Annotated in this window: 13 protein-coding genes; 8 read left to right on the forward strand and 5 right to left on the reverse strand. The window is 70.7% G+C overall.

Annotation, left to right across the window (positions count from 1 at the left end):
• Nucleotides 1-23: 23 nt before the first annotated feature.
• Complete coding sequence (locus tag ABH927_RS30820) at nucleotides 24-2,144, forward strand: acetate--CoA ligase family protein (RefSeq protein WP_370027377.1); 2,121 nt, start codon at nucleotides 24-26, stop codon at nucleotides 2,142-2,144.
• The gene (locus ABH927_RS30825) at nucleotides 2,131-2,880 is read left to right on the forward strand and encodes a glucose 1-dehydrogenase (protein WP_370027379.1); all 750 of its coding nucleotides are present in this window, start codon (nucleotides 2,131-2,133) and stop codon (nucleotides 2,878-2,880) included. Before ABH927_RS30820 ends, ABH927_RS30825 begins: the two co-directional genes overlap by 14 nt.
• Here the strand turns inward: ABH927_RS30825 and ABH927_RS30830 are convergent.
• The gene (locus tag ABH927_RS30830; RefSeq protein ID WP_370027381.1) at nucleotides 2,874-3,539 is read right to left on the reverse strand and encodes a PaaI family thioesterase; all 666 of its coding nucleotides are present in this window, start codon (nucleotides 3,537-3,539) and stop codon (nucleotides 2,874-2,876) included. The two genes, ABH927_RS30825 and ABH927_RS30830, sit on opposite strands and share 7 nt — an antisense overlap.
• Nucleotides 3,540-3,703: 164 nt before the next feature.
• On the opposite strand from ABH927_RS30830, the gene ABH927_RS30835 reads away from it, so the two are divergent.
• Nucleotides 3,704-5,524, forward strand: a complete 1,821-nt coding sequence (locus ABH927_RS30835; protein ID WP_370027383.1) for a CHAP domain-containing protein — start codon at nucleotides 3,704-3,706, stop codon at nucleotides 5,522-5,524.
• Between the two features lie 46 nt (nucleotides 5,525-5,570).
• On the opposite strand, the gene ABH927_RS30840 is transcribed toward ABH927_RS30835, so the two are convergent.
• From ABH927_RS30840 to ABH927_RS30850, 3 genes are all read right to left on the reverse strand, one after another.
• A complete protein-coding gene (locus ABH927_RS30840; RefSeq protein WP_370027385.1) occupies nucleotides 5,571-6,617 on the reverse strand; it encodes an acyl-CoA dehydrogenase family protein in 1,047 nt (348 codons plus the stop codon).
• Nucleotides 6,618-6,704: 87 nt separating this feature from the next.
• Nucleotides 6,705-7,847: an acyl-CoA dehydrogenase family protein gene (locus tag ABH927_RS30845; protein ID WP_370027387.1), complete on the reverse strand. Its 1,143-nt coding sequence runs from the start codon at nucleotides 7,845-7,847 to the stop codon at nucleotides 6,705-6,707.
• Nucleotides 7,848-7,916: 69 nt separating this feature from the next.
• Nucleotides 7,917-8,495: a TetR/AcrR family transcriptional regulator gene (locus ABH927_RS30850; RefSeq protein ID WP_370027389.1), complete on the reverse strand. Its 579-nt coding sequence runs from the start codon at nucleotides 8,493-8,495 to the stop codon at nucleotides 7,917-7,919.
• Nucleotides 8,496-8,588: 93 nt separating this feature from the next.
• Here ABH927_RS30850 and ABH927_RS30855 point away from each other — a divergent pair, with 93 nt between their 5' ends.
• Together ABH927_RS30855 and ABH927_RS30860 are read left to right on the forward strand one after the other, a co-directional pair.
• Nucleotides 8,589-9,002, forward strand: coding sequence for an organic hydroperoxide resistance protein (locus ABH927_RS30855; protein WP_370027391.1), 414 nt, complete (start codon nucleotides 8,589-8,591; stop codon nucleotides 9,000-9,002).
• A gap of 137 nt (nucleotides 9,003-9,139) precedes the next feature.
• Entirely contained in the window at nucleotides 9,140-10,243 is a 1,104-nt protein-coding gene (locus ABH927_RS30860) for an alcohol dehydrogenase catalytic domain-containing protein (RefSeq protein ID WP_370027393.1), read from the forward strand.
• Between the two features lie 120 nt (nucleotides 10,244-10,363).
• On the opposite strand, the gene ABH927_RS30865 is transcribed toward ABH927_RS30860, so the two are convergent.
• Nucleotides 10,364-12,673: an MMPL family transporter gene (locus tag ABH927_RS30865; protein WP_370027395.1), complete on the reverse strand. Its 2,310-nt coding sequence runs from the start codon at nucleotides 12,671-12,673 to the stop codon at nucleotides 10,364-10,366.
• Between the two features lie 115 nt (nucleotides 12,674-12,788).
• Here ABH927_RS30865 and ABH927_RS30870 point away from each other — a divergent pair, with 115 nt between their 5' ends.
• The 3 genes from ABH927_RS30870 to ABH927_RS30880 all read left to right on the forward strand — a co-directional run bounded on the left by ABH927_RS30870 (nucleotide 12,789) and on the right by ABH927_RS30880 (nucleotide 18,310).
• Complete coding sequence (locus tag ABH927_RS30870; RefSeq protein WP_370027397.1) at nucleotides 12,789-13,328, forward strand: TetR/AcrR family transcriptional regulator; 540 nt, start codon at nucleotides 12,789-12,791, stop codon at nucleotides 13,326-13,328.
• A 143-nt stretch (nucleotides 13,329-13,471) separates the two neighbouring features.
• Entirely contained in the window at nucleotides 13,472-16,066 is a 2,595-nt protein-coding gene (locus ABH927_RS30875) for an AAA family ATPase (protein ID WP_370027399.1), read from the forward strand.
• A 51-nt stretch (nucleotides 16,067-16,117) separates the two neighbouring features.
• Nucleotides 16,118-18,310: a transglycosylase domain-containing protein gene (locus ABH927_RS30880; protein WP_370027400.1), complete on the forward strand. Its 2,193-nt coding sequence runs from the start codon at nucleotides 16,118-16,120 to the stop codon at nucleotides 18,308-18,310.
• Nucleotides 18,311-18,373 lie beyond the last annotated feature (63 nt).

Here is an 18,373-nt window from a genome sequence, read left to right on the forward strand (position 1 = left end):
CCGCCAGCCGAGAAGGGAAGCCGGTGCACCTCCCCGAACACCACGTCAAGTCACTCCTCCGCGGCGCCGGGATCGCGGTCCCCCGTGGCGCCACCACGACTCTGCTCGACGATGTGGCGGCGATCGCCAAGGAGCTCCGGCCTCCCCTCGTGGTCAAGGCGTACGGGCCCGACCTGGTGCACAAGTCGGACGCGGGAGCCGTACGACTCGGTCTGAAATCCCCGGCCGAGGCGGCACGGGCGGCGAGCGAGATGGCGGCACGTCTGGGCGCCCACGCCGGAGGGTTCCTGGTGGAGGAGCAGGCGGCGCCGGGAGTCGAGATCCTCGTCGGGCTGGTGCACGACGCCGGATTCGGCCCGGTCGTCCTCGCGGGGCTCGGCGGTGTGTGGACCGAGGCGCTGGGCGACACGGCGCTGCGGCTCTGCCCGATCTCCGAGGCCGACGCACACGAGATGCTGGCGTCGTTGCGAGGCGCTCCGCTCCTGTACGGCTACCGCGGACGACCGGCGGTGGACGTGGACGCCCTCGTCACGCTGCTCGTACGGCTCGGCGGCGCCGGCGGGCTGTGGGAGCGGCTGGATCTCGGGGAGTTCGAGCTCAACCCGATCATCGCCGGCGAGACCGGGGTGATCGCCGTAGACGCACGATATCTGCCCGCTGCACGATCACTGACGCCGTATTCGCAGCTCAGCGGCGCGGTGACGGAATCTGCGCATGATCACGGCCAAGAGGGGGGGCTCGGGGGTGGGGATTTCACGCGGCTGTTCGAGCCGCGGGCGGTGGCCGTCGTGGGGGCCTCCACGAGCAGGCCCAACTTCGGGAACATGTTCCTGGAGTTCTACAGGGCCACCGGACTTCCGCTGGTCGCGGTGCATCCGTCGGCCGTGGAAATCGGTGGAGTGCCCTGTGTGCCCACGCTGGCCGAGGCCGCGGTCGACTACGCCCTCGTCGCCGTGCCCGCCGCCCGCTGCGCCGATGTCGTACGGCAGGCCGCCGGCGTGCCGTACGTCCAGGTGATGAGCGGCGGCTTCGGCGAGATGGGCCACCCCGAGCTGGAGGCCGACCTGATCGATGCCCTGCCGCCCGGCACCCGGCTGCTCGGGCCCAACTGCATGGGCGTCTACAGTCCGCGCGGCGGCCAGACGTTCGTCGGCGGCGGCCAGGGGCCTCCCGGACACATCGCGCTGATCTCCCAGAGCGGCGGCCTGGCCGGTGAAGTGATCAAGGTGGGCGAGCGGCGCGGCCTGGCGTTCAGCCGGGTGTCCACCGTGGGCAACGCGGCCGACGTCACCCCCGCCGAGCTGCTCCGCTGGCTCGCGACCGACCCGGAGACCCGGGCCGTCGGCCTCTACCTCGAGGACCCGCGCGACGGGCGTGCGCTCTTCCAGGCGCTCCTCGACGTCCGCGGCCGGCTGCCCGTCGTCATGTTGGTGGGCGGGCGAAGCTCCCAGGGCCGCAGGGCCGCCGCGTCGCACACGGGCGGCATGGTCAGCGACGCGCGGGTCTGGCAGGCCCTCGCCACCCAGACCGGCGCCTCGCTCGTGACCAGCCAGGACGATCTGATCGGCGTCTTGGCGTTCTTCCAGGCCCACGCCTCTCGGCTGGAGAGCGCCGAGAACGGGGAAGACGTCCTGGTCATCGGGCCGAGCGGAGGGGCGAGCGTGCTGGCGGCGGACGTGTTCGACCGCGCCGGGCTCTCGCTGAGCGCCCTTGCCGGCACCACTCGCGACGCTCTGACCGCGCTCGGGATCGGCGTCGGCAGCTCACTGGCCAACCCGCTGGAGATCCCCGTCGGCCCGCGCGGCCGTCCCGGTCTCGTCACGCAGGCCGTCTCCGCCATCGTCTCGCGGCAGTCGTACCCCGATGTGGTGGCACACGTGAACGTGCAGAGCTTCTTCACGTACGGCAGCGCGGCAGAGCCGCTGTACGAGTACGCGAGGCACCTCGTCAAGGCGCAGGAGGCCATCTCGCCCATCAGGATCACGCTGGTGACGAGGAACGGCGAGTGCGCCCCGCCGGGCGTCGAGGACGAGGTTCGTTCGATCGCGGCGAAGGCCGGCATCCCGGTTTACCGTTCGATGGAAGCCGCGGCCACCGCCGTCGCGGCCGGAAAGCGTTGTGGGGGCTCTCATGGGCATGCTTGACGGCAAGGTCGCGCTGATCACGGGTGGCGCTCGGGGCATGGGCGCGTCGCATGTCCGGCTGTTCCTGGAGGAGGGCGCGCGGGTGGTCTTCGGCGACGTGCTCGACGACGAGGGCAAGGCCCTGGCGGAGGAGACCGGCGCCGTCTACCTCCACCACGACGTGGCCCGACCGGCCGATTGGGAACGCGCCGTCGCGGCCACCGTCGAGACGTACGGCAAGCTCGACGTGCTGGTGAACAACGCCGGGATCCTGATCTACCGCCGGATCGCCGACATGACGCTGGAGGAGTACGAGCGGGTGATCGACGTCAACCTCAAGGGCACGTTCCTGGGGGTCAAGTCGGTGATCGAGCCGATGAAGGCGGCCGGTCGCGGCTCGATCGTGAACATCTCCTCGATCGAGGGGTTCATGGCGGCCGAGGGCATGGCGGCCTATGCCTCGTCCAAGTTCGGGGTCCGGGGAGTGACCAAGGCGGCCGCCCGCGAGCTCGCGCGGTTCAAGATCCGGGTGAACTCGGTGCATCCGGGCGCGATCAACACCACGATGGCGACGGACCCCGAGTTGATGGCCGCGGTGGACGGCGAGCAGTTCCTCAAGGTCATGGTGATGAAGCGATTCGCCAAGCCGGTCGAGGTCTCCCATGTCGTGGCGTTCCTGGCCTCCGACCGCGCCTCGTACTGCACGGGCAGCGAGGTCCTCGTCGACGGCGGCCTCCTCACCGGCGCCGGCTACTGACCCGGATCGGCGAGCCGCCCTTCGCCGAGGGCGGCGAGGGCGTCCGCCCAGACCGCCGGGGTGATGAACAGGCCCGTCGCCTCGACCAGCGGCGTGCCGTCCGGAAGCGCGATCGAGCCCTCGACCCAGGTCTTGCGGCCCTCGCCACGCGTGACGATGGCCGAAGCCACGACCGGCTCGCCGTACGGCACGCGCCGGCGGTATCGGATGGTCAGCGTGCCCGTCATGCCGGGCCTCCCGGAGGCGGCGACGGCGTCACCGAGAAGGTGGTCGAGGACCATCGCGACGACGCCGCCGTGAACGGTGGACGGCGGTCCCTCATGCATGGGGCGGAACGTCACGGAGGCCCGTGACCCGCCCTCTGGAGTCCGCTCGATCGCCAGGGGAAGCGCGTGAGGGTTGCAGGCGCCCGTGACGGCGTTGCCCAGATGCCGGAACATGCCGTCGGGGCCGACCTCGTGGGGTCGCGGAGTGTCGCGCCGCACGGCCCTGAGCCGTTCCGTCAGCGCTATGAGCTCGGCGGTCACGGCCGCCATCTCGGTCTCGTCCACGTCGGAGAGTGTTACGGCGTCCATCAGCTCCCGGGTCTGCTGGGAGAGCACCGCCAGGGCCGCGAGCCGCGCTTCCTGCGCTTCCCCGTTGGCGAGATCGATCGTCATGGCGTCGATTCTAGAACATGTTCTAGCCTGCCAGGGTACTTTGTTCATGTCTAGGTAAATAAACATTGCTTTGTCTATATGTGGGCGGTTTGCGAAGATAGCCTCTCCGGCGTCACGGATGTCCCTCCCGGAACGGCAGGCCCCCGATTCGCATGAGTCCCGAGATGAAGAAACTGCTCGACCTACTACGGAGCCAGGTCGGCTACAGCGAGCACGCAGGCGGTTACACGAAGTTCGGCCACTGGTACAACACCATCGAGTCGGACACCGACTACTCCACCGAGCCGTGGTGCGACATGTTCCTCTCGTGGGGAGCGAACAAGCTCGGCTACCAGGACTGGTTCGGCCAGTTCGCCTACACCGTCGGCCACGCCAGGTGGTTCAAGGAACAGGGCGCGTGGGGGCACCATCCCGTGCCCGGCGCCGTGGTCTTCTTCGACTGGAGCGGCTCCGGCACGATCGACGGCATCGACCACGTGGGAATCGTCACGAAAGTCGACGGTGACCGGATCCACACGATCGAGGGCAACGTCGACGGCGAGTACGTCGAGAAGAAGGTCCGCGACAGCAGCTCGATCGTCGGGTACGGATATCCCGAGGAGATCAAGGCCCGTCTCGCCGAGAACGCCGCCCCCGCCACGGCGGCAGAACCGGCGGCGCCCACGCTCAAGGCCGCCTCGCATGCCCTATCGAGCCACGCCGTATCGAGCCGCTCTCTGGCCGCGTCTTCGGCGGCAGGCATGCGGGCGGCCGTGGCGGGCAAGGCGGCGAACGGCTCACTTATGGATGGCACGCCCTCGGACAGCTCACCCTCGGACAGCTCACCCTCGGACAGCTCACCCTCGGACAGCTCACCCTCGGACGGCTCACCCTCGACCGGCTCGCCCTCAGACAGCGTGCCGACGAACGTCTCCCCCTCGGACGACTCGCCGACGCCGGCCGTAAGCCAGGCAGCGGCCGAGACTCCGGCCATGGCGGTCAGCTCAGACGGGACCTCGGGGACAGGAGGACCCGAACCCACAGACAGTCCGGCCGCATCCCCGGCGAAGACGCCATCCCCCACCTCGACCGACCCCGGACCCGCGACGTCTCCCGCCTCCGGGGCAAAAGCCTTGGCGAAGACGCTGGTCAAGCCATGGACAGGCCGGACAGCGAAGACGGCCGCCAAGCCGGGGGCCAAGGCGAAACCCAAGGCGAAACCCAAGGCCGGAACGGCTGAGAAGCCCACGCCATCCCTCAGCGCACTTCACGTGGCGTCCTTCCAGCATGTTGGGCACGCGGGCCTTGAGCTCGGCGCTCCCACGCTCCTCACACCGCTCGTGGTCGCCGTCCTCGCCTTCGCCTACGTGAAGATCCGCCGGAGTTCCGTACGGCTCGCGGCCAACGGAGGCGACCTCCAGCAGTCATCCCTCGGCGGCGCGGGCGGAAGCCGTACCAGAGGACATGACGCCACGGCGCAATCGACGCGGGTCCAGTGGAGCACCTCCCTTCTCCCCTCAGGAACGACCAGCCCTTCCGGCGGCACTGTGCCGCCTCCCTGGCCGCAGCCGCCGGCGGACCGCTCGGGCACGGCAGCCCTGACCGGCCAGATGACCGACGGGGGTACGCCTCCCGAGCGCGGCGACCTGGGCCGGGACAGGTTACGCCCCACTGATCTCTATCGGGGCACAGGACTCGCCGACGCCCTCGAAGCCTCCTGGAACGCGGCCCGGGATCCGGACGAGCCGACCGCCCGCCCTGACGCCTACTTTTTACATGACTCCTCCCAGGCCCACCTTCCGCACATCAACCAGCACGAGCACTCCGCCCAGCAGGACGAACCGAACGACCGGCACGAGCAGCCCAGCGGGTCCGCGAGCTTCTACCCGTACCAGCGCCCTGACGCCGACGACCTGCCGCGCGGCACGCGCCATCGCGAGGGGTCGCCGGACACCCCACCTTCCACAGCGCCCAAAGGCCGAGGTGGACGACACCGGAAGCGATGAGCCTCCAGACCGCTGCCACGCGAGGGTTGCGTGAGGGTTGCGTGAGTTACGGCCAGCGAGTGAGGTGGGGGGTCCCCAGGATGGCGGCGCGAAGGCGGGATCGATGGACACCGGTGTCCCCGTATGCCGAGGCCAGGGACCATACGCGGGCGAGCCAGAGCCTTAGGTCGAGCTCGCCGGTGTACCCGATCGCGCCATGCACTTGCAGCGCGACCCTCGCCGCCCGTGTCGCGGCCTCTCCCGCCGTAGCCTTGGCCGCGCTCACGGCCCGGTCGACCCCGCCCGCCGCCGCTGTACCGCTGGCCCGGTCGACCGCGAGGGCGGCCGCGTAGACAAGCGGAGCGGCGAAGTCTATTGCGATCGCCACGTCGGCGAGCTGGTGCTTGACGGCCTGGAAGGAGCCGATGGGCGCGCCGAACTGCTTACGGCTCTTGGCATACTCCACCGAGGTCTCCAGCAGATGCCTCGCCAGCCCCACCAATTGGGCGGCCACGGCCACGGTCGCCGTCCGCAGGGGATGCGCGGCTGTCGCGTCGAGCCGCCGGCCCAGTTCCCGCTTTCCACCATCGACGGCCTCGGGCGATCCGAAGGCCACGCTGAAGAGGCGGCGTACGGGGTCGACCCCCGCCTGGGGCGTGAGCCGTACCGAACCTGCTGAAACGGCATGAAGCTCGCCGTGCCGCTCTACGACGAGCAGGTCGGCCAGGTCCGCGTCGGGGGCGTAGACCTGGTCGCCTAGCCGTACCGACACACGCAGGCCGCCCCCGGCCAGGCGGGCGAGCAGGGCGTCATCGCCGAGCAGCGCCGGCGCGACCGCCGCCGTCTCGACCACCGGACCGGGCAGAGCGGCACGCCCGGTCTCCTCGAAGGCCAAAATCGCGTCGGCGAGCCCGAGGCCGAGGCCGTCGTACGCCTCCGGGACGAGCATCCCGAAGAAGCCGATCTCCGCCAGTTGGGGCCACGCGGGTAATCGCTCGTCCCGTGGCGCCGCCTGGCCGGCGTGCCGTACGGCTGTCGCCGGGCAGTGCTCGGTGAGCACCTCCCGCACCGTGGAAGCGAGCGCCAGCTGGTCGTCGGTGAACGCGAAGTTCATCTCCGCACCCCGTTCATGTGCACACTTTGAGGTGTACGGCCTGCGCGTGGTGAGACGCCATGGCGAAGGCTGCCAATGATCGATCCATCAACGCGGGAGTCCCAGGATGCGCTCGGCGATGATGGTCCGCTGGATCTCGTTGGTGCCCGCGTAGATCGGCCCGGCGAGGGAGAACAGGAACCCGTCGAGCCATCGGCCGCCATCCTCGGCATCAGGAGCGCCCTCCGCCAGCAGGCCCCGCTCTCCGAGCAGCCGGACCGCGAGGGCGTGCAACCGGACATCGAGCTCGGACCAGAAGACCTTGCCCATGCTGGAAGCGGGGCCGATCTCCTCTCCGGAGGCGATCCGGCGTGCGACGCCGAACGTGTGCAGCCGGTAGGCCTCGGCGTCCATCCACGCTCGGGCGATCTCGTCGGCCAGCGCGGGATCGGTCGCCGTCGACCGCGCCAGCCTCACGAGCCGGTCGGCGGTGGCCATGAAGCGGCCGGGGCTGCGAAGCGTGAGGCCCCGCTCGGACGACGTGGTGGCCATCGCGATCCGCCAGCCGTCCCCGGGCGCCCCGAGGACCTGGCAGTCGGGGACGAAGACGCCGTCGAAGAACAGCTCGGCGAAGCCGGGCTCCCCGTCGAGCTGGACGATCGGGCGGACGGTCACCTCGTGCAGCGGAAAGAGGAAGTAGGTCAACCCTCTGTGCCGGGTCGAATCGGGGTCCGAGCGGAACAGCCCGAAGCCCCAGTCTGCGTAGGTCGCCCGCGAGCTCCACGTCTTCTGGCCGTAGAGCCGCCAGCCGCCGGCGACGCGCTCGGCCCTCGACCGGAGCGAGGCCAGATCGCTGCCGGCCTCGGGCTCCGACCAGGCCTGCGCCCAGATGTCGTCGGCCCTGGCCATCCGGTGGAGGAAGCGGTCCTTCTGTTCGGCCGTGCCGTACGAGAAGATCGTGGGGGCGAGCAGGAAGATGCCGTTCTGGCTGACCCGGCCGGGCGCTCCGGCGGCCCAGTACTCCTCCTCGAAGATCAGCCACTCGACCAGGCTCGCGCCGCACCCGCCGAACCGCTCGGGCCATGAGACGACCGAAAGCCGGGCATCGGCGAGCAGCCGCTCCCATTCACGGTGGGCCTCGAAGCCGTCGCGGGTGTCCATGGACGGCAGCCGCTCGGGCACATGGGCGGCGAGCCAGTCCCGCATCTCCGCCCGGAACGCCCGCTCCTGAGGCGTGAAGTCCAAATCCACGAACACCAACCTAGCGCACGCTTGGTCAGCCAAGAAGCCCCGTCCGCGAGCCCAACGTGGGGGCGAGGCTCAGCCGGCCCGGCCGTACATGGCCCTCTGGACCACGACGCAGAGCGTGTCGACGGCCTCCGCGGAGGAGTCGGCGGCGAACACGGCGAACTTCATCCTGATCAGCGCGTGGGCCAGGCTCTGGGGATCCGGGCCAGGCCCGGCCAGCCCCTCCTGACGGTCACGGGCGATCCTGGCGGCGACCTCCTTGATGTACCCGGCCACGACGTTCTCCCGGAAGAAGGCGAACTCCTCATCCTCGGCCAGCAACGCCTGGCGCAGCAGCGGGCCGTGCTCGCGCCACAGCCGGGCGCTGACCTCCAGGGCATGCCGCAGCGACTCCGGATCGTCCCCCGACCCGGCCAGCCACCGTCGAGCCGCCTCCGCCATCTCCTCGGCGATCTCGTCGAGCAGCGCCTCCAGCACGGCGGACTTGGAGTCGAAGTAGAAGTAGAAGCTCGATCGCGAAATGCCGGCTCCGGCGGTGAGCTGGTCGATCGTGATGCGGGCGACGGGCGTCGAGGGGAGCAGGGCACGAGCGGTGTCCAGGATCGCCCGCTCGCGACGATCTCCCTTGGTCGTTCCTCTGCGGCGTCCCATGTGATCCAGCTTACTCAACACTCTGCCGGGAATAATCAACATGGCGTTGAGTATTGTGCGGTTGTCGACTTCATCGAGGCAAGGAGCATTCAAATGACGCCGCTGTACACCGCGATCGCCACCGCCACGGGCCGCGAGGGCCGCGCGTTCAGCAACGACGGCAAGCTTGACGTGCGGCTCGCCGCGCCCAAGGAGATGGGCGGCACGGGCGAGGGAACCAACCCGGAGCAGCTCTTCGCCACCGGGTACGCCGCCTGCTTCGCCAGCGCTCTGTCCCTCGTCGCCAAGCGCATGAAGGTGGACGTTTCGGACGCCTCGGTGACCGCTGAGGTCGGCCTGGGCAGCATCGGAGACGGCCGGTTCGGTCTTGCGGTCACGCTGCGCGTCGAACTGCCGGAGGAGCTTCAGGGCGAGGAGGGCGCCAAGCTGGTCGAGGCCACCCACCAGGTGTGCCCCTACTCCAACGCCACCCGCGGCAACATCGACGTCCAACTCGTCGTCGAATGACCCTCGGCGCGCCAAGCAAGTGCTTGCTAAGAGTCATGTGCCTCGATAGCGTGCCGTACAGACCCGTAAGGCCGGTCATGCCGTAGGCCATACGGCTTGTGAGTGCCGTGCAGAGGCTCGTGAACGGAGTCTGGCCGATGTTGATGCGCGCCGCCGTGCTGACCCGCTTCAACGCCCCGATGGAGGTCCGCGAGGTCGAGATCGCGGACCCGGAGCCGGGCGAGGTGCGGGTGCGGATCGCGGCCTCGGGGGTGTGCGGCTCCGACATCAAGGCGCTGGACGGCAAGAGCCCGGTCGTCCGGCAGGTCCCGTTCGTTCTGGGCCACGAGAGCGCCGGAGTCGTCGAGAGCGTGGGCGCCGGGGTTACGGCCGTCAAGCCAGGCGACCACGTGATCGTGGCCATGAACGGCGCCTGCGGCCGCTGCCGCAACTGCGGCCGGGGGGCCTTCCACCTGTGCTCGGGCCCGGCGCGGCTGGCGGCCGTGATGGGCACCATGCGCGACGGGACGACGCGGGTCACCGTGGACGGCGCGGCCGCGCGCGCCATGATCGGCATCGGCTCGTTCGCGGAATACGTGGTAGTCAACGAGCCGATGTGCGTCAAGATCCCGGACGACGCCCCCATGGACCTGATGTGCCTGCTGGCCTGCGGCGTCGTCACGGGCATCGGCGCGGTGCTGAACGTCGCCCAGGTCACGCCGGGGTCGAGCGTGCTCGTCGTGGGCTGCGGCGGGGTGGGTCTGAACGTCGTGCAGGGCGCGGTGCTGGCAGGGGCCACCACGATCATCGCGGCCGACGTCGCCGAGCAGAAGTTGAAGCTCGCCCAGCGGTTCGGCGCCACCCACACGATTTTGTCGCAGGACCTGCCGGCACAGGTCGGCGCGATCGTGCGCGGGGGCGTCGACTACGCCTTCGACGTGACAGGGGTTCCGGGCGTGCTGAGCCAGGCGTTCGCGGCCACCCAGCCGGGCGGGACCACCGTCATGGTCGGCAGCCCGCCCCAGGGACAGCCGCTGAGCATCGAGCCCGGCCTGCTCTTCGCGTCGCGCCGCCTGATGGGCACCCAGGGCGGCGACGCCGCGCCGCTTCGCGACCTGCCGATGCTCGTGGAGCAGCACCGGCTCGGCCGCCTCGACCTCGGTGGGCTGGTCAGCGAACGGGTCCCCCTCGACCAGATCAACGACGCCGTGGAGCGTGTCCGCCAGGGAGCCGTCGCCCGCAGCGTCATCGTCTTCGGCTGACTCCCTCGGGCCCCACCCATCGGGCTCGACCACGTACATGATCACGTACGGCTGCCGCCCAGCGCGGCCCGCACGCCTGGGAACCCGTGCATGATCACGCCGGAGGGAGGGCGGGTGGGATCAGCGGCCGGTGGTGACGAGTTCGGGGGTCGCGGGGGCCGTGGGCTCGTGCTCCTCCTCGTTGCCCTCGATCGAGAGGTTGGGCAACACGCGGTCGAGCCAGCGTGGGATCCACCAGTTGAGCCTGCCGAGCAGCACCATCGTCGCCGGCACGAGGAAGCCCCGGATGATCGTGGCGTCCACGGTGATGGCCACGGCGAGCCCCACACCGAAGACCTTGACCACGGGATCGGGGTACGCGATGAACGCCGTGAACACCGCGACCATGATCAAGGCGGCCGACGTGATGACGCGGCCCGTCGAGCCCAGCCCCTCGGCCACGGACCTCCGGTTGTCGCCGGTCCGCGCGTAGGCCTGCCGTACCGAGGTGAGCAGGAAGACCTCGTAGTCCATCGACAGCCCGAACAGCACGGCGAACAGCATCAGCGGGACATAGGTCTCGATCGGCACGGAGAAGAACAGCGTGGCGAGGGTCGACCCATCGGTGGACGGCGGCGGGTCCATGCCGACGAGGCGGCTGCCGAGACCGATCGAGAACACGACGGCCAGCGCGCCGAAGGCCGCGCCCAGCGAGACGAGGTTCATCAGCGCGGCCTTGATCGCGATGACCGGCGCGCGGAACGCGAACAGCAGCAGGAGCGCGCTGAGCAGCACGACGATGCCGACGACCAGCGGCGTCCTGCCCACGATGCGGTCACCGGCGTCGGCGAGACCGGCGACCTTGCCGCCCACATGGACGTGGACCCCCGGCATCTCGATCGACCGCACCCGCTTCACGACGTCCAGAGCGCGGGGGTCGCTGGGCGCGTATTCGGGCACGACCTCCATGAGCACCGACCTGCCGGTCTGGTTGACCTTGGGCGTGGCGACGTGGGCCACGCCGTCGGTGTGCTCGATCCGCTGCCTGAGCACCTGCACCACGGGGTCGGCGGGCGTGGAGTCGGCGATCTTCTGGTCCAGCTCGGCGACGACGATGAGCGCGCCGTCGGCTCCCGGGCCGAAGCCGACGGCGATGAGCTCGTAGGCGCGGCGCGACGGGGTGCCCTTGTCGCCGTACCCGGCGTCGAGCGGGCCCAGCTTGAGCGCGGCCGCAGGGGCCGCGAGCGCCGCCAGGGCGAGCGCCGTGACGATGAGCACCCGCCAGGGCCGCCGGGCGACCCAGTTGCCGAGCGCCCCCCACCCGGTCGCCGCGCCGCCCTCAGCCCGCCGCCCGGTCTCCCGCTGAGAGTCCCGCCCCGAGTCCCGCCCCGAGTCCGGCCCCGAGTCCGGCTTGGTGGCGCGCCCGACGAAGGGGATGCGCAGCGCGTTGACCCGATGCCCGAGCAGGCCGAGCAGCGCGGGGACCAGCGTGATCGACGTGAGCACCGCGCACACCACCGAGATGCCGGTGATCCAGCCGAGCGTGCTCAGCATCGGGAACCCGGTGAACATGAGCGCGCTCAGCGCGATGACCACCGTGCCGCCCGCGAAGAGGACCGCGCCACCGGAGCTCGCCACCGTCCGCCGGACCGCCTCCATCACCGGCACGCCGTCGGCCAGCAGCTTCCGATGCCGGGAGAGCAGGAACAGCGCGTAGTCGATCCCGACGCCCAGGCCGATCATCGTGGCCATGATGGACGCGGACTTGGGCATGTCGATGACATGGCCGAGCAGCGCGATCACGCCGAGCCCCACGCCGATGCTGATCAGCGCGGTGAAGATCGGGACGAGCGCGGCGACCAGCGTGCCGAAGGCGAACAGGAGCACGAGCAGCGCGACCACCATACCGATGATCTCGCTGGCGCCGGTCTTGACCTCCTTGTCGGCGGGCGTGGAGGAGTCGGCGGGCACCGCCTCGATCCCGAGGTCGGTCGCGGGCTTGGCCGCGGCGATGAGCCGCTGCGAGGTCTCGGCGACCTTGGCACCGTCCTGCCCGCGCAGCTTCACGGTGATCACACCGATGCGCAGGTTGGACGCGATCCCGCCCTTCCGGTACGGCGTCTGCACCTCGGAGACGTGGGGCACCCGGCGCATGGCGTCCATCGCCTGCCCGACGGCGCGCTTCCGGTTGTCCGCGATCAGGGGGCCGTCCTTTGCGTAGAGGACGACCTGGACGGTGCCGCCGGCGTCGTAGCCGGGGCCGAAGCCCTCCCGCATCAGGTCGTGCGCCCGCTGGGCGTCGGTGCCCGGGATGGCGGCGTTGTTGTTGACCGGCCGTCCCCACACCAGTGTGCCCGCTGTCAGCAGGCCCGCCGCGAGCACCCACAGTGCCAGTACGATCCGGCCGTGCCGCGCGCACCAGCCGCCAAGCCGTCCCAAGAGCCCGCTCATCGTTGACCGCCTATTAACTTGGGTAGTCTGCCTGTAACACCGTCCTGTACGGGCGTACAGTACGAGCGTAGGCGCGAACTATATGAAACGCTGTAGATCGCGTGGAAATGAGACGATGACCACACTTGACCAAGGGAACGAGACCCGGTCCCGCATCCTCGCCGCCGCCCGTGAGCTGTTCGCCCAGCGGGGGTACGCGGCGACCTCGCTTGCCGACATCGCGGCGGCGGTGGGCCTGACCAAGACGGCGGTCGCCTACCACTTCCATCCGAAGGACCGGCTCGCGGCCGAGCTCATCACCCCCGCCGCCGAGGACATGATCACGCTGCTCGGCACCGAGTTCCCGGACGGCCGGGAGTTCCTCCGGGCCTTCGCGGACTTCGCCGTACGGCACCGCGCGGTGGCCCGGCTCCTCATCGAGGACATCGGCGGTGCCGACGACGCTCCGCCAGGCTCCCCCGGCGAGGCGATCAGGACCTTCCGCGACGAGCTCTACGCGAAGATCGCCGGGCCGGACCCCTCCCCCGGCATGCGGATCCGCGCCTGGGCCGCCCTGGGGTCGGTGCACAACGGCGCGGTCAAGACCATCGACCTGCCGGAAGACCTCGTCCGGGAGACCCTGGTCGCCGCGGCTCTCGCCGTCTACGACTCCTGATCCGACCGCCGCGCCATAAATTACCCCTTGCGATCACGGGCATTCCCGCGTCACATTCGGGTGAACGTTCAACCATCCCGCCGCGTCCTACTGGTACCAGTGGGACGGATGCGAAGGGGGTGACCGCCGGCGTGGATCTCCGGATGGTCACTGTGGGCCGGGCAGACATCCTCGACCGGGTGGCCTCGACCCTGTCCAGGACGCCGCGCAGCGTCCTCATCGGCGGCGAGCCCGGCATCGGGAAGACCCACCTCCTCGGTGAGGTCACCAAGCGGCTGAGCGAATTCCGCGTGCTGCGCGGCCAGGCCCGCGAGCTGGACGGCGGTCTCGCGTACGCCCCTCTCGTCGACGCGTTCGCCGCGCTGCGCGCCGAGGTGCCGGACGCGCTGTCACGGCTCCATGAGGCGATCGACGAGGCGGTGCACGGCCACTCCCCCGCGGCCCCCGCCGTGCTGTCGGCGCAGCTCCTGGAGTCGCTGCCCGGCCCGACGCTGATCGCCATCGACGATCTCCACCTCGCCGACGCGGACACGCTTCGGGTGCTGAGGTCGCTTCCCCGCCACGTCCCCCACCTGGCCGTCCTGTGCACGGCACGGCGCCCGCCGGCGCTCGACGTCGATCTGGCCGTCAGGCTGGAGCCGCTGTCGATGGCCGAGGTGTCCCGGCTCGTCACCGCGCTGCTGGGCCGTACGCCCAGTGACGTGATCCTCCAGCGGATCCACACCGCGAGCCGGGGCAACCCGTGGTTCGTCCAGGAGGCCGTGCTGACCCTGGTGCAGGGCGGCGCCGTACGGTCCCCCGATCCGGGCGCGCGGCGCGGCGCCATCCTGAGCCGGCTCTTCCAGCGCGACCAGGGCGGGCGCGACCTGGCCAGGGTGCTCGCCGCGCTGTCGAGGACGAGAGAGACGACCGACCTGGCCGCGCTCGCCGAGCTCGCGGGGCTCGGCCTGCGCGAGGCGGAGCGCGCCTTCGACAACCTGGTCCGCGACGGTGTCGTCACCCGCACCGGCGACGGCTACGGGCTCGCGCATCCGCTCGTGGCCGAGGCGCTCTACGACGACCTCGGCGTGGCGGAGAGGCGCCGGGTCCATGCCCGGATCGCCGAGCTGCTGCAGCGGGAGGGCCTGACCGGCACGCGGCGGGTGCTGGAGTGGGCCACGCATGTCGCCGAGGGCGGCTCGGCGGCCGAGGCGCTGCCCGCGATGCTGCGTGCCGCCGAGCTCACCCGCTGGACCGCCCCCCTTTCCGCCGCCCACTGGTACGGCAGGGCCGCCGAGATCGCCGATGACCGCGGCGACCTCCTGGCCAGGCAGGCCATGGCGTACTGGAAGGGCTCCCGGCCCGCGCTGGCGCTGAACTCGGGACAGCGGGCGCTGGCAGTGCTGTCTCCCGGGCGCAGGCACACCCGCACCGCGTACACCGCCGTCAGCGCCGCGCACACCATGGGCTGGTACGAGGTGGCCCTGGCCATCGCCGGGCGGCAGCTCGCGAAGGTCGACGACCCCACTGCCCTGCTCGCGCAGCAGGCGCTGATCAACGCGGAGCTCGGCCGGCCGAGCGACGATCTGACGCGGCGTGCGTGGGACGGCCTGCCCGACTGCCCGCCGGAGGACCGCGTCGTCACCGCGGGGTGCCTGGCCCTGCACGCCGTGATCCAGGGCGACTGGGCGGAGGCGCAGCGGGCGGTGGACGACCTGCTCGGCTTCGCCGCGGCGCTGCCTCCCGGCGCCCGGCTGGCGTCGCTGGAGTCCGCGGCCCACGTGATGTCGGTCGCGGGGCTGCGTTCCCAAACCCTTGAGCTGCTCGGCGAGGCGGAGCGGATCCACCGCGGGCTCGGCTGGCACGACATCGCCGGGCAGCACGTGCGGACGATGGCCGTGGTCCGGCGGCTCGGCGGCGAATGGGAACGGGCGCTCGCCGACATCGCGACCGGCGCGAGCGCCCTGGCCGAAGCGGGCCTGCTGGAGAACCTCGCCCTGCTGCGGAACATCGAGCTCGACATCCTGATCGACCAGGGCAGGACAGCGGAGGCCGCGCGGGTCCTGGCCGAGCCTCCGCCCGAGTGCCCCATGCACTCGGGCACGCGCAGCACATTCCGGGCCCGCCTCGCCCTCCTCCAGGGCGACAGGGCCACGGCCCGGCGGGAACTGACGCGCGCGCTCGAACACAACGTCCCCGAGGTGGTCCACCGGGCACTCGCCGTCGAGGTTCTGCTGCACGCCGCCTCGGGTGACATCGCGGCCTGCCGTACGGCCGCCGCCCGGCTGGCCGAGCTGTCGGCCACCGGCACGCCACGCGCCCAGCTCGCCGCCGACGTGGCGATGGGATGGGCCTTCCGCGACCGCTCGCGGGCCGGTGCGGCGCTGGAACGGGCGCGGGCCGACGGCCTGCCGTTCGAGGAGGCCCAGGCCCGGTTCGTGCTCGGCGTCCTGGGGGACCAGGCGCAGTTCCCCCGATCTCACGCGATCTTCGCCAAATTGGGGGCGATTCCCTGGCGGGACGCCGCCGAGCGCCGCCTGCGGGCGGCGGGCCTGGTGCCGGAGCAGACCGGCGGCCTCACCCCCAGCGAGCGGCGGGTGATCGCGCTGGTCGCCGACGGCCTCAGCAACCCCCAGATCGCGGAGGAGCTGAACTACAGCCGCAAGACCGTCGAGGTCTACCTCACCCGCGTGTACGCCAAGACCGGCCTCAGGTCCCGCGTGGAGCTGGCTCTCGCCGTCGAGCGGGGCGAGCTGTGAGCTGCCATAACTCACGTCACATCAGTCACTTGAACCTAATAACCTGTGATTGTGTCAGTTCGGGGGATATTTCAGACAAGCACCGGTAAAGCCATCGCCCTGCTTCTGGCGCTCGGGGTCGCCGCGGGCGTTCTGGTGGCGGGGATCACGCTGCCGGCGGTGGGCGGCGTGGGCGTCGGGATCGTGACCGCGTCGAACGACCTGGACATCAAACCGGAGGACCTCCACGAGCCGCCGCTGCCCGAGAAGACGATCGTGCTCGACGCGGACGGCCAACAAATCGCCCAGTTCTACGACCAGTACCGGGCGAGCGTCCCGCTCACCCAGGTGGCCGACGTGATGAAGACCGCGATCATCTCGATCGAGGACTACCGCTTCTACCAGCACGGGCCGATCGACATCGAGGGCACGGTCCGCGCCCTGGCCAAGAACCTGATCTCCGGCGGGGTGAGCCAGGGCGGCTCCAGCATCACCCAGCAGTACGTCAAGCAGGTGATGCTGAACAAGGCGTCCACCAAGCAGGAGCAGAACGAGGCGCTCGCCCCCAGCTACGGGCGCAAGCTCAACGAACTGCGGTACGCCATGGGTCTGGAGCGGAAATACTCCAAGGACGAGATCCTGGAGAAATACCTGGACATCGCCTACTTCGGGGCGGGGGCCAACGGGGTGGAGGCCGCGGCCGAGCGGTTCTTCGGGGTGTCGGCGGCCCACCTGAACCTGGCCCAGGCGGCGACCCTGGCGGGAGCCGTACAGCAGCCGAACAACACCGACCCCTCGGCGGGGAAGAAGAGCCGGCAACGGCTGGTGGCACGGCGCAACACCGTGCTCGACCGGATGGCGGAGCTCAAGAAGATCACGCCGCAGCAGGCCGAAGAGGCCATGAGCAAGCCGCTGGGATACAAGGGCACCCCCCTGCCCGGTGGGTGCGAGGCCAGCCCCTATCCCTACTTCTGCATGTACGTGCGCGCCGACATCCTCACCAACCCGGTCTTCAGCGCGTTCGGAAAGACGGCGGAGGAGCGCAACGTCTTCCTCAAGCGCGGCGGCCTGACCATCAAGACCACGCTCGAACCGAAGACGCAGGCCGCGGCCGACAAGGCCATCAGGGACCGGGTCTACGCCACGGACAACCCGGTCGCCGCGGAAGCCCTGGTCGAGCCGGGGACGGGCGAGATCAAGGCGATGGCGGCCAGCCGGAAGTACGGCACCGACGCACGCAAGAAGGAGGTCTCCTACAACCTGGTGGCCGACGCCGCGCACGGCGGCGGCACGGGCTTCCAGGCCGGCTCGACCTTCAAGGTGTTCACGCTCCTCACCGCCCTCGAAAAGGGATGGAAGATCGACGACGGCCTCAGCGCCCCCGCCGGTTACACCGCCCCCGGCTCCTCGGCGTTCAAGAACTGCAGGGGCCAGAACATCGGAGACCCGGCCCACACCGTCACCAACGACGAGGGGTCGGGCGGGTTCAAGACCCTGGCGACGGGCACCTGGCAGTCGGTCAACACCTTCTTCGTTGAGCTGGAGCAGAAGGTCGGCCTGTGCGACGTGGTCAAGACCGCCAAGTCGCTGGGCATCAAGCGTGCCGACGGCCGGCCGCTGCAGGAGTTCGAGACCTTCACACTCGGCATCAACGAGATGGACCCCGTGACCGTCGCCACCGCCTACGCCGCCATCGCCGCGCGGGGCGAGTACTGCCCGCCCCAGGCCATCACGAAGATCACCGACCGCGACGGCAGGACCACCACGTACGAGCCGCGGTGCCGCCAGGTCCTGGACCCCGGGGTCGCCGACGCGGCCGCGCACATCATGAAGGGTGTCTTCGGCCCCCAGGGCACCATGAGCGCCGTCGGAGGCATCGGCCGCGACGCGGCGGGCAAGACCGGCACCACTGACGGCTACTCCACCGCGTGGTTCGCCGGGTTCACCCCGGACCTCGCCGGCGCGGTGAGTCTCGGCGACCCCCGGGGAGCCACCGGCCACAAGCTGAGCGGCGTGACCATCGGCGGCCGGTACTACAGCGTGGTCTTCGGGGCGGACATCTCAGGCCGGATCTGGAAGAGCACCATGCTCAAAGCCCTGAGGGACACCGAGGCGACGCCGTTCCGTCCGGTCGACGGCGCCCGCTTCGGCGGCTGCGGCAGCGGATGCGCGCCCCAGCAGCCGTCCGGATACGACTCCGGGTACGACTCCGGACATGACGGCGTCGACCCCGGCCCCGGCTTCGCGGGGCGGGAGGACTTCTGAGGCCCGCGCCCTGCTCTAGGGACCTCCCTACTGGGCGCGGGCACCGGGAGACGGCGAAGCTCT

The sequence above is a fragment of the Planotetraspora sp. GP83 genome (genome assembly GCF_041262585.1).
Classification (GTDB): Bacteria; Actinomycetota; Actinomycetes; order Streptosporangiales; family Streptosporangiaceae; genus JAOEGB01.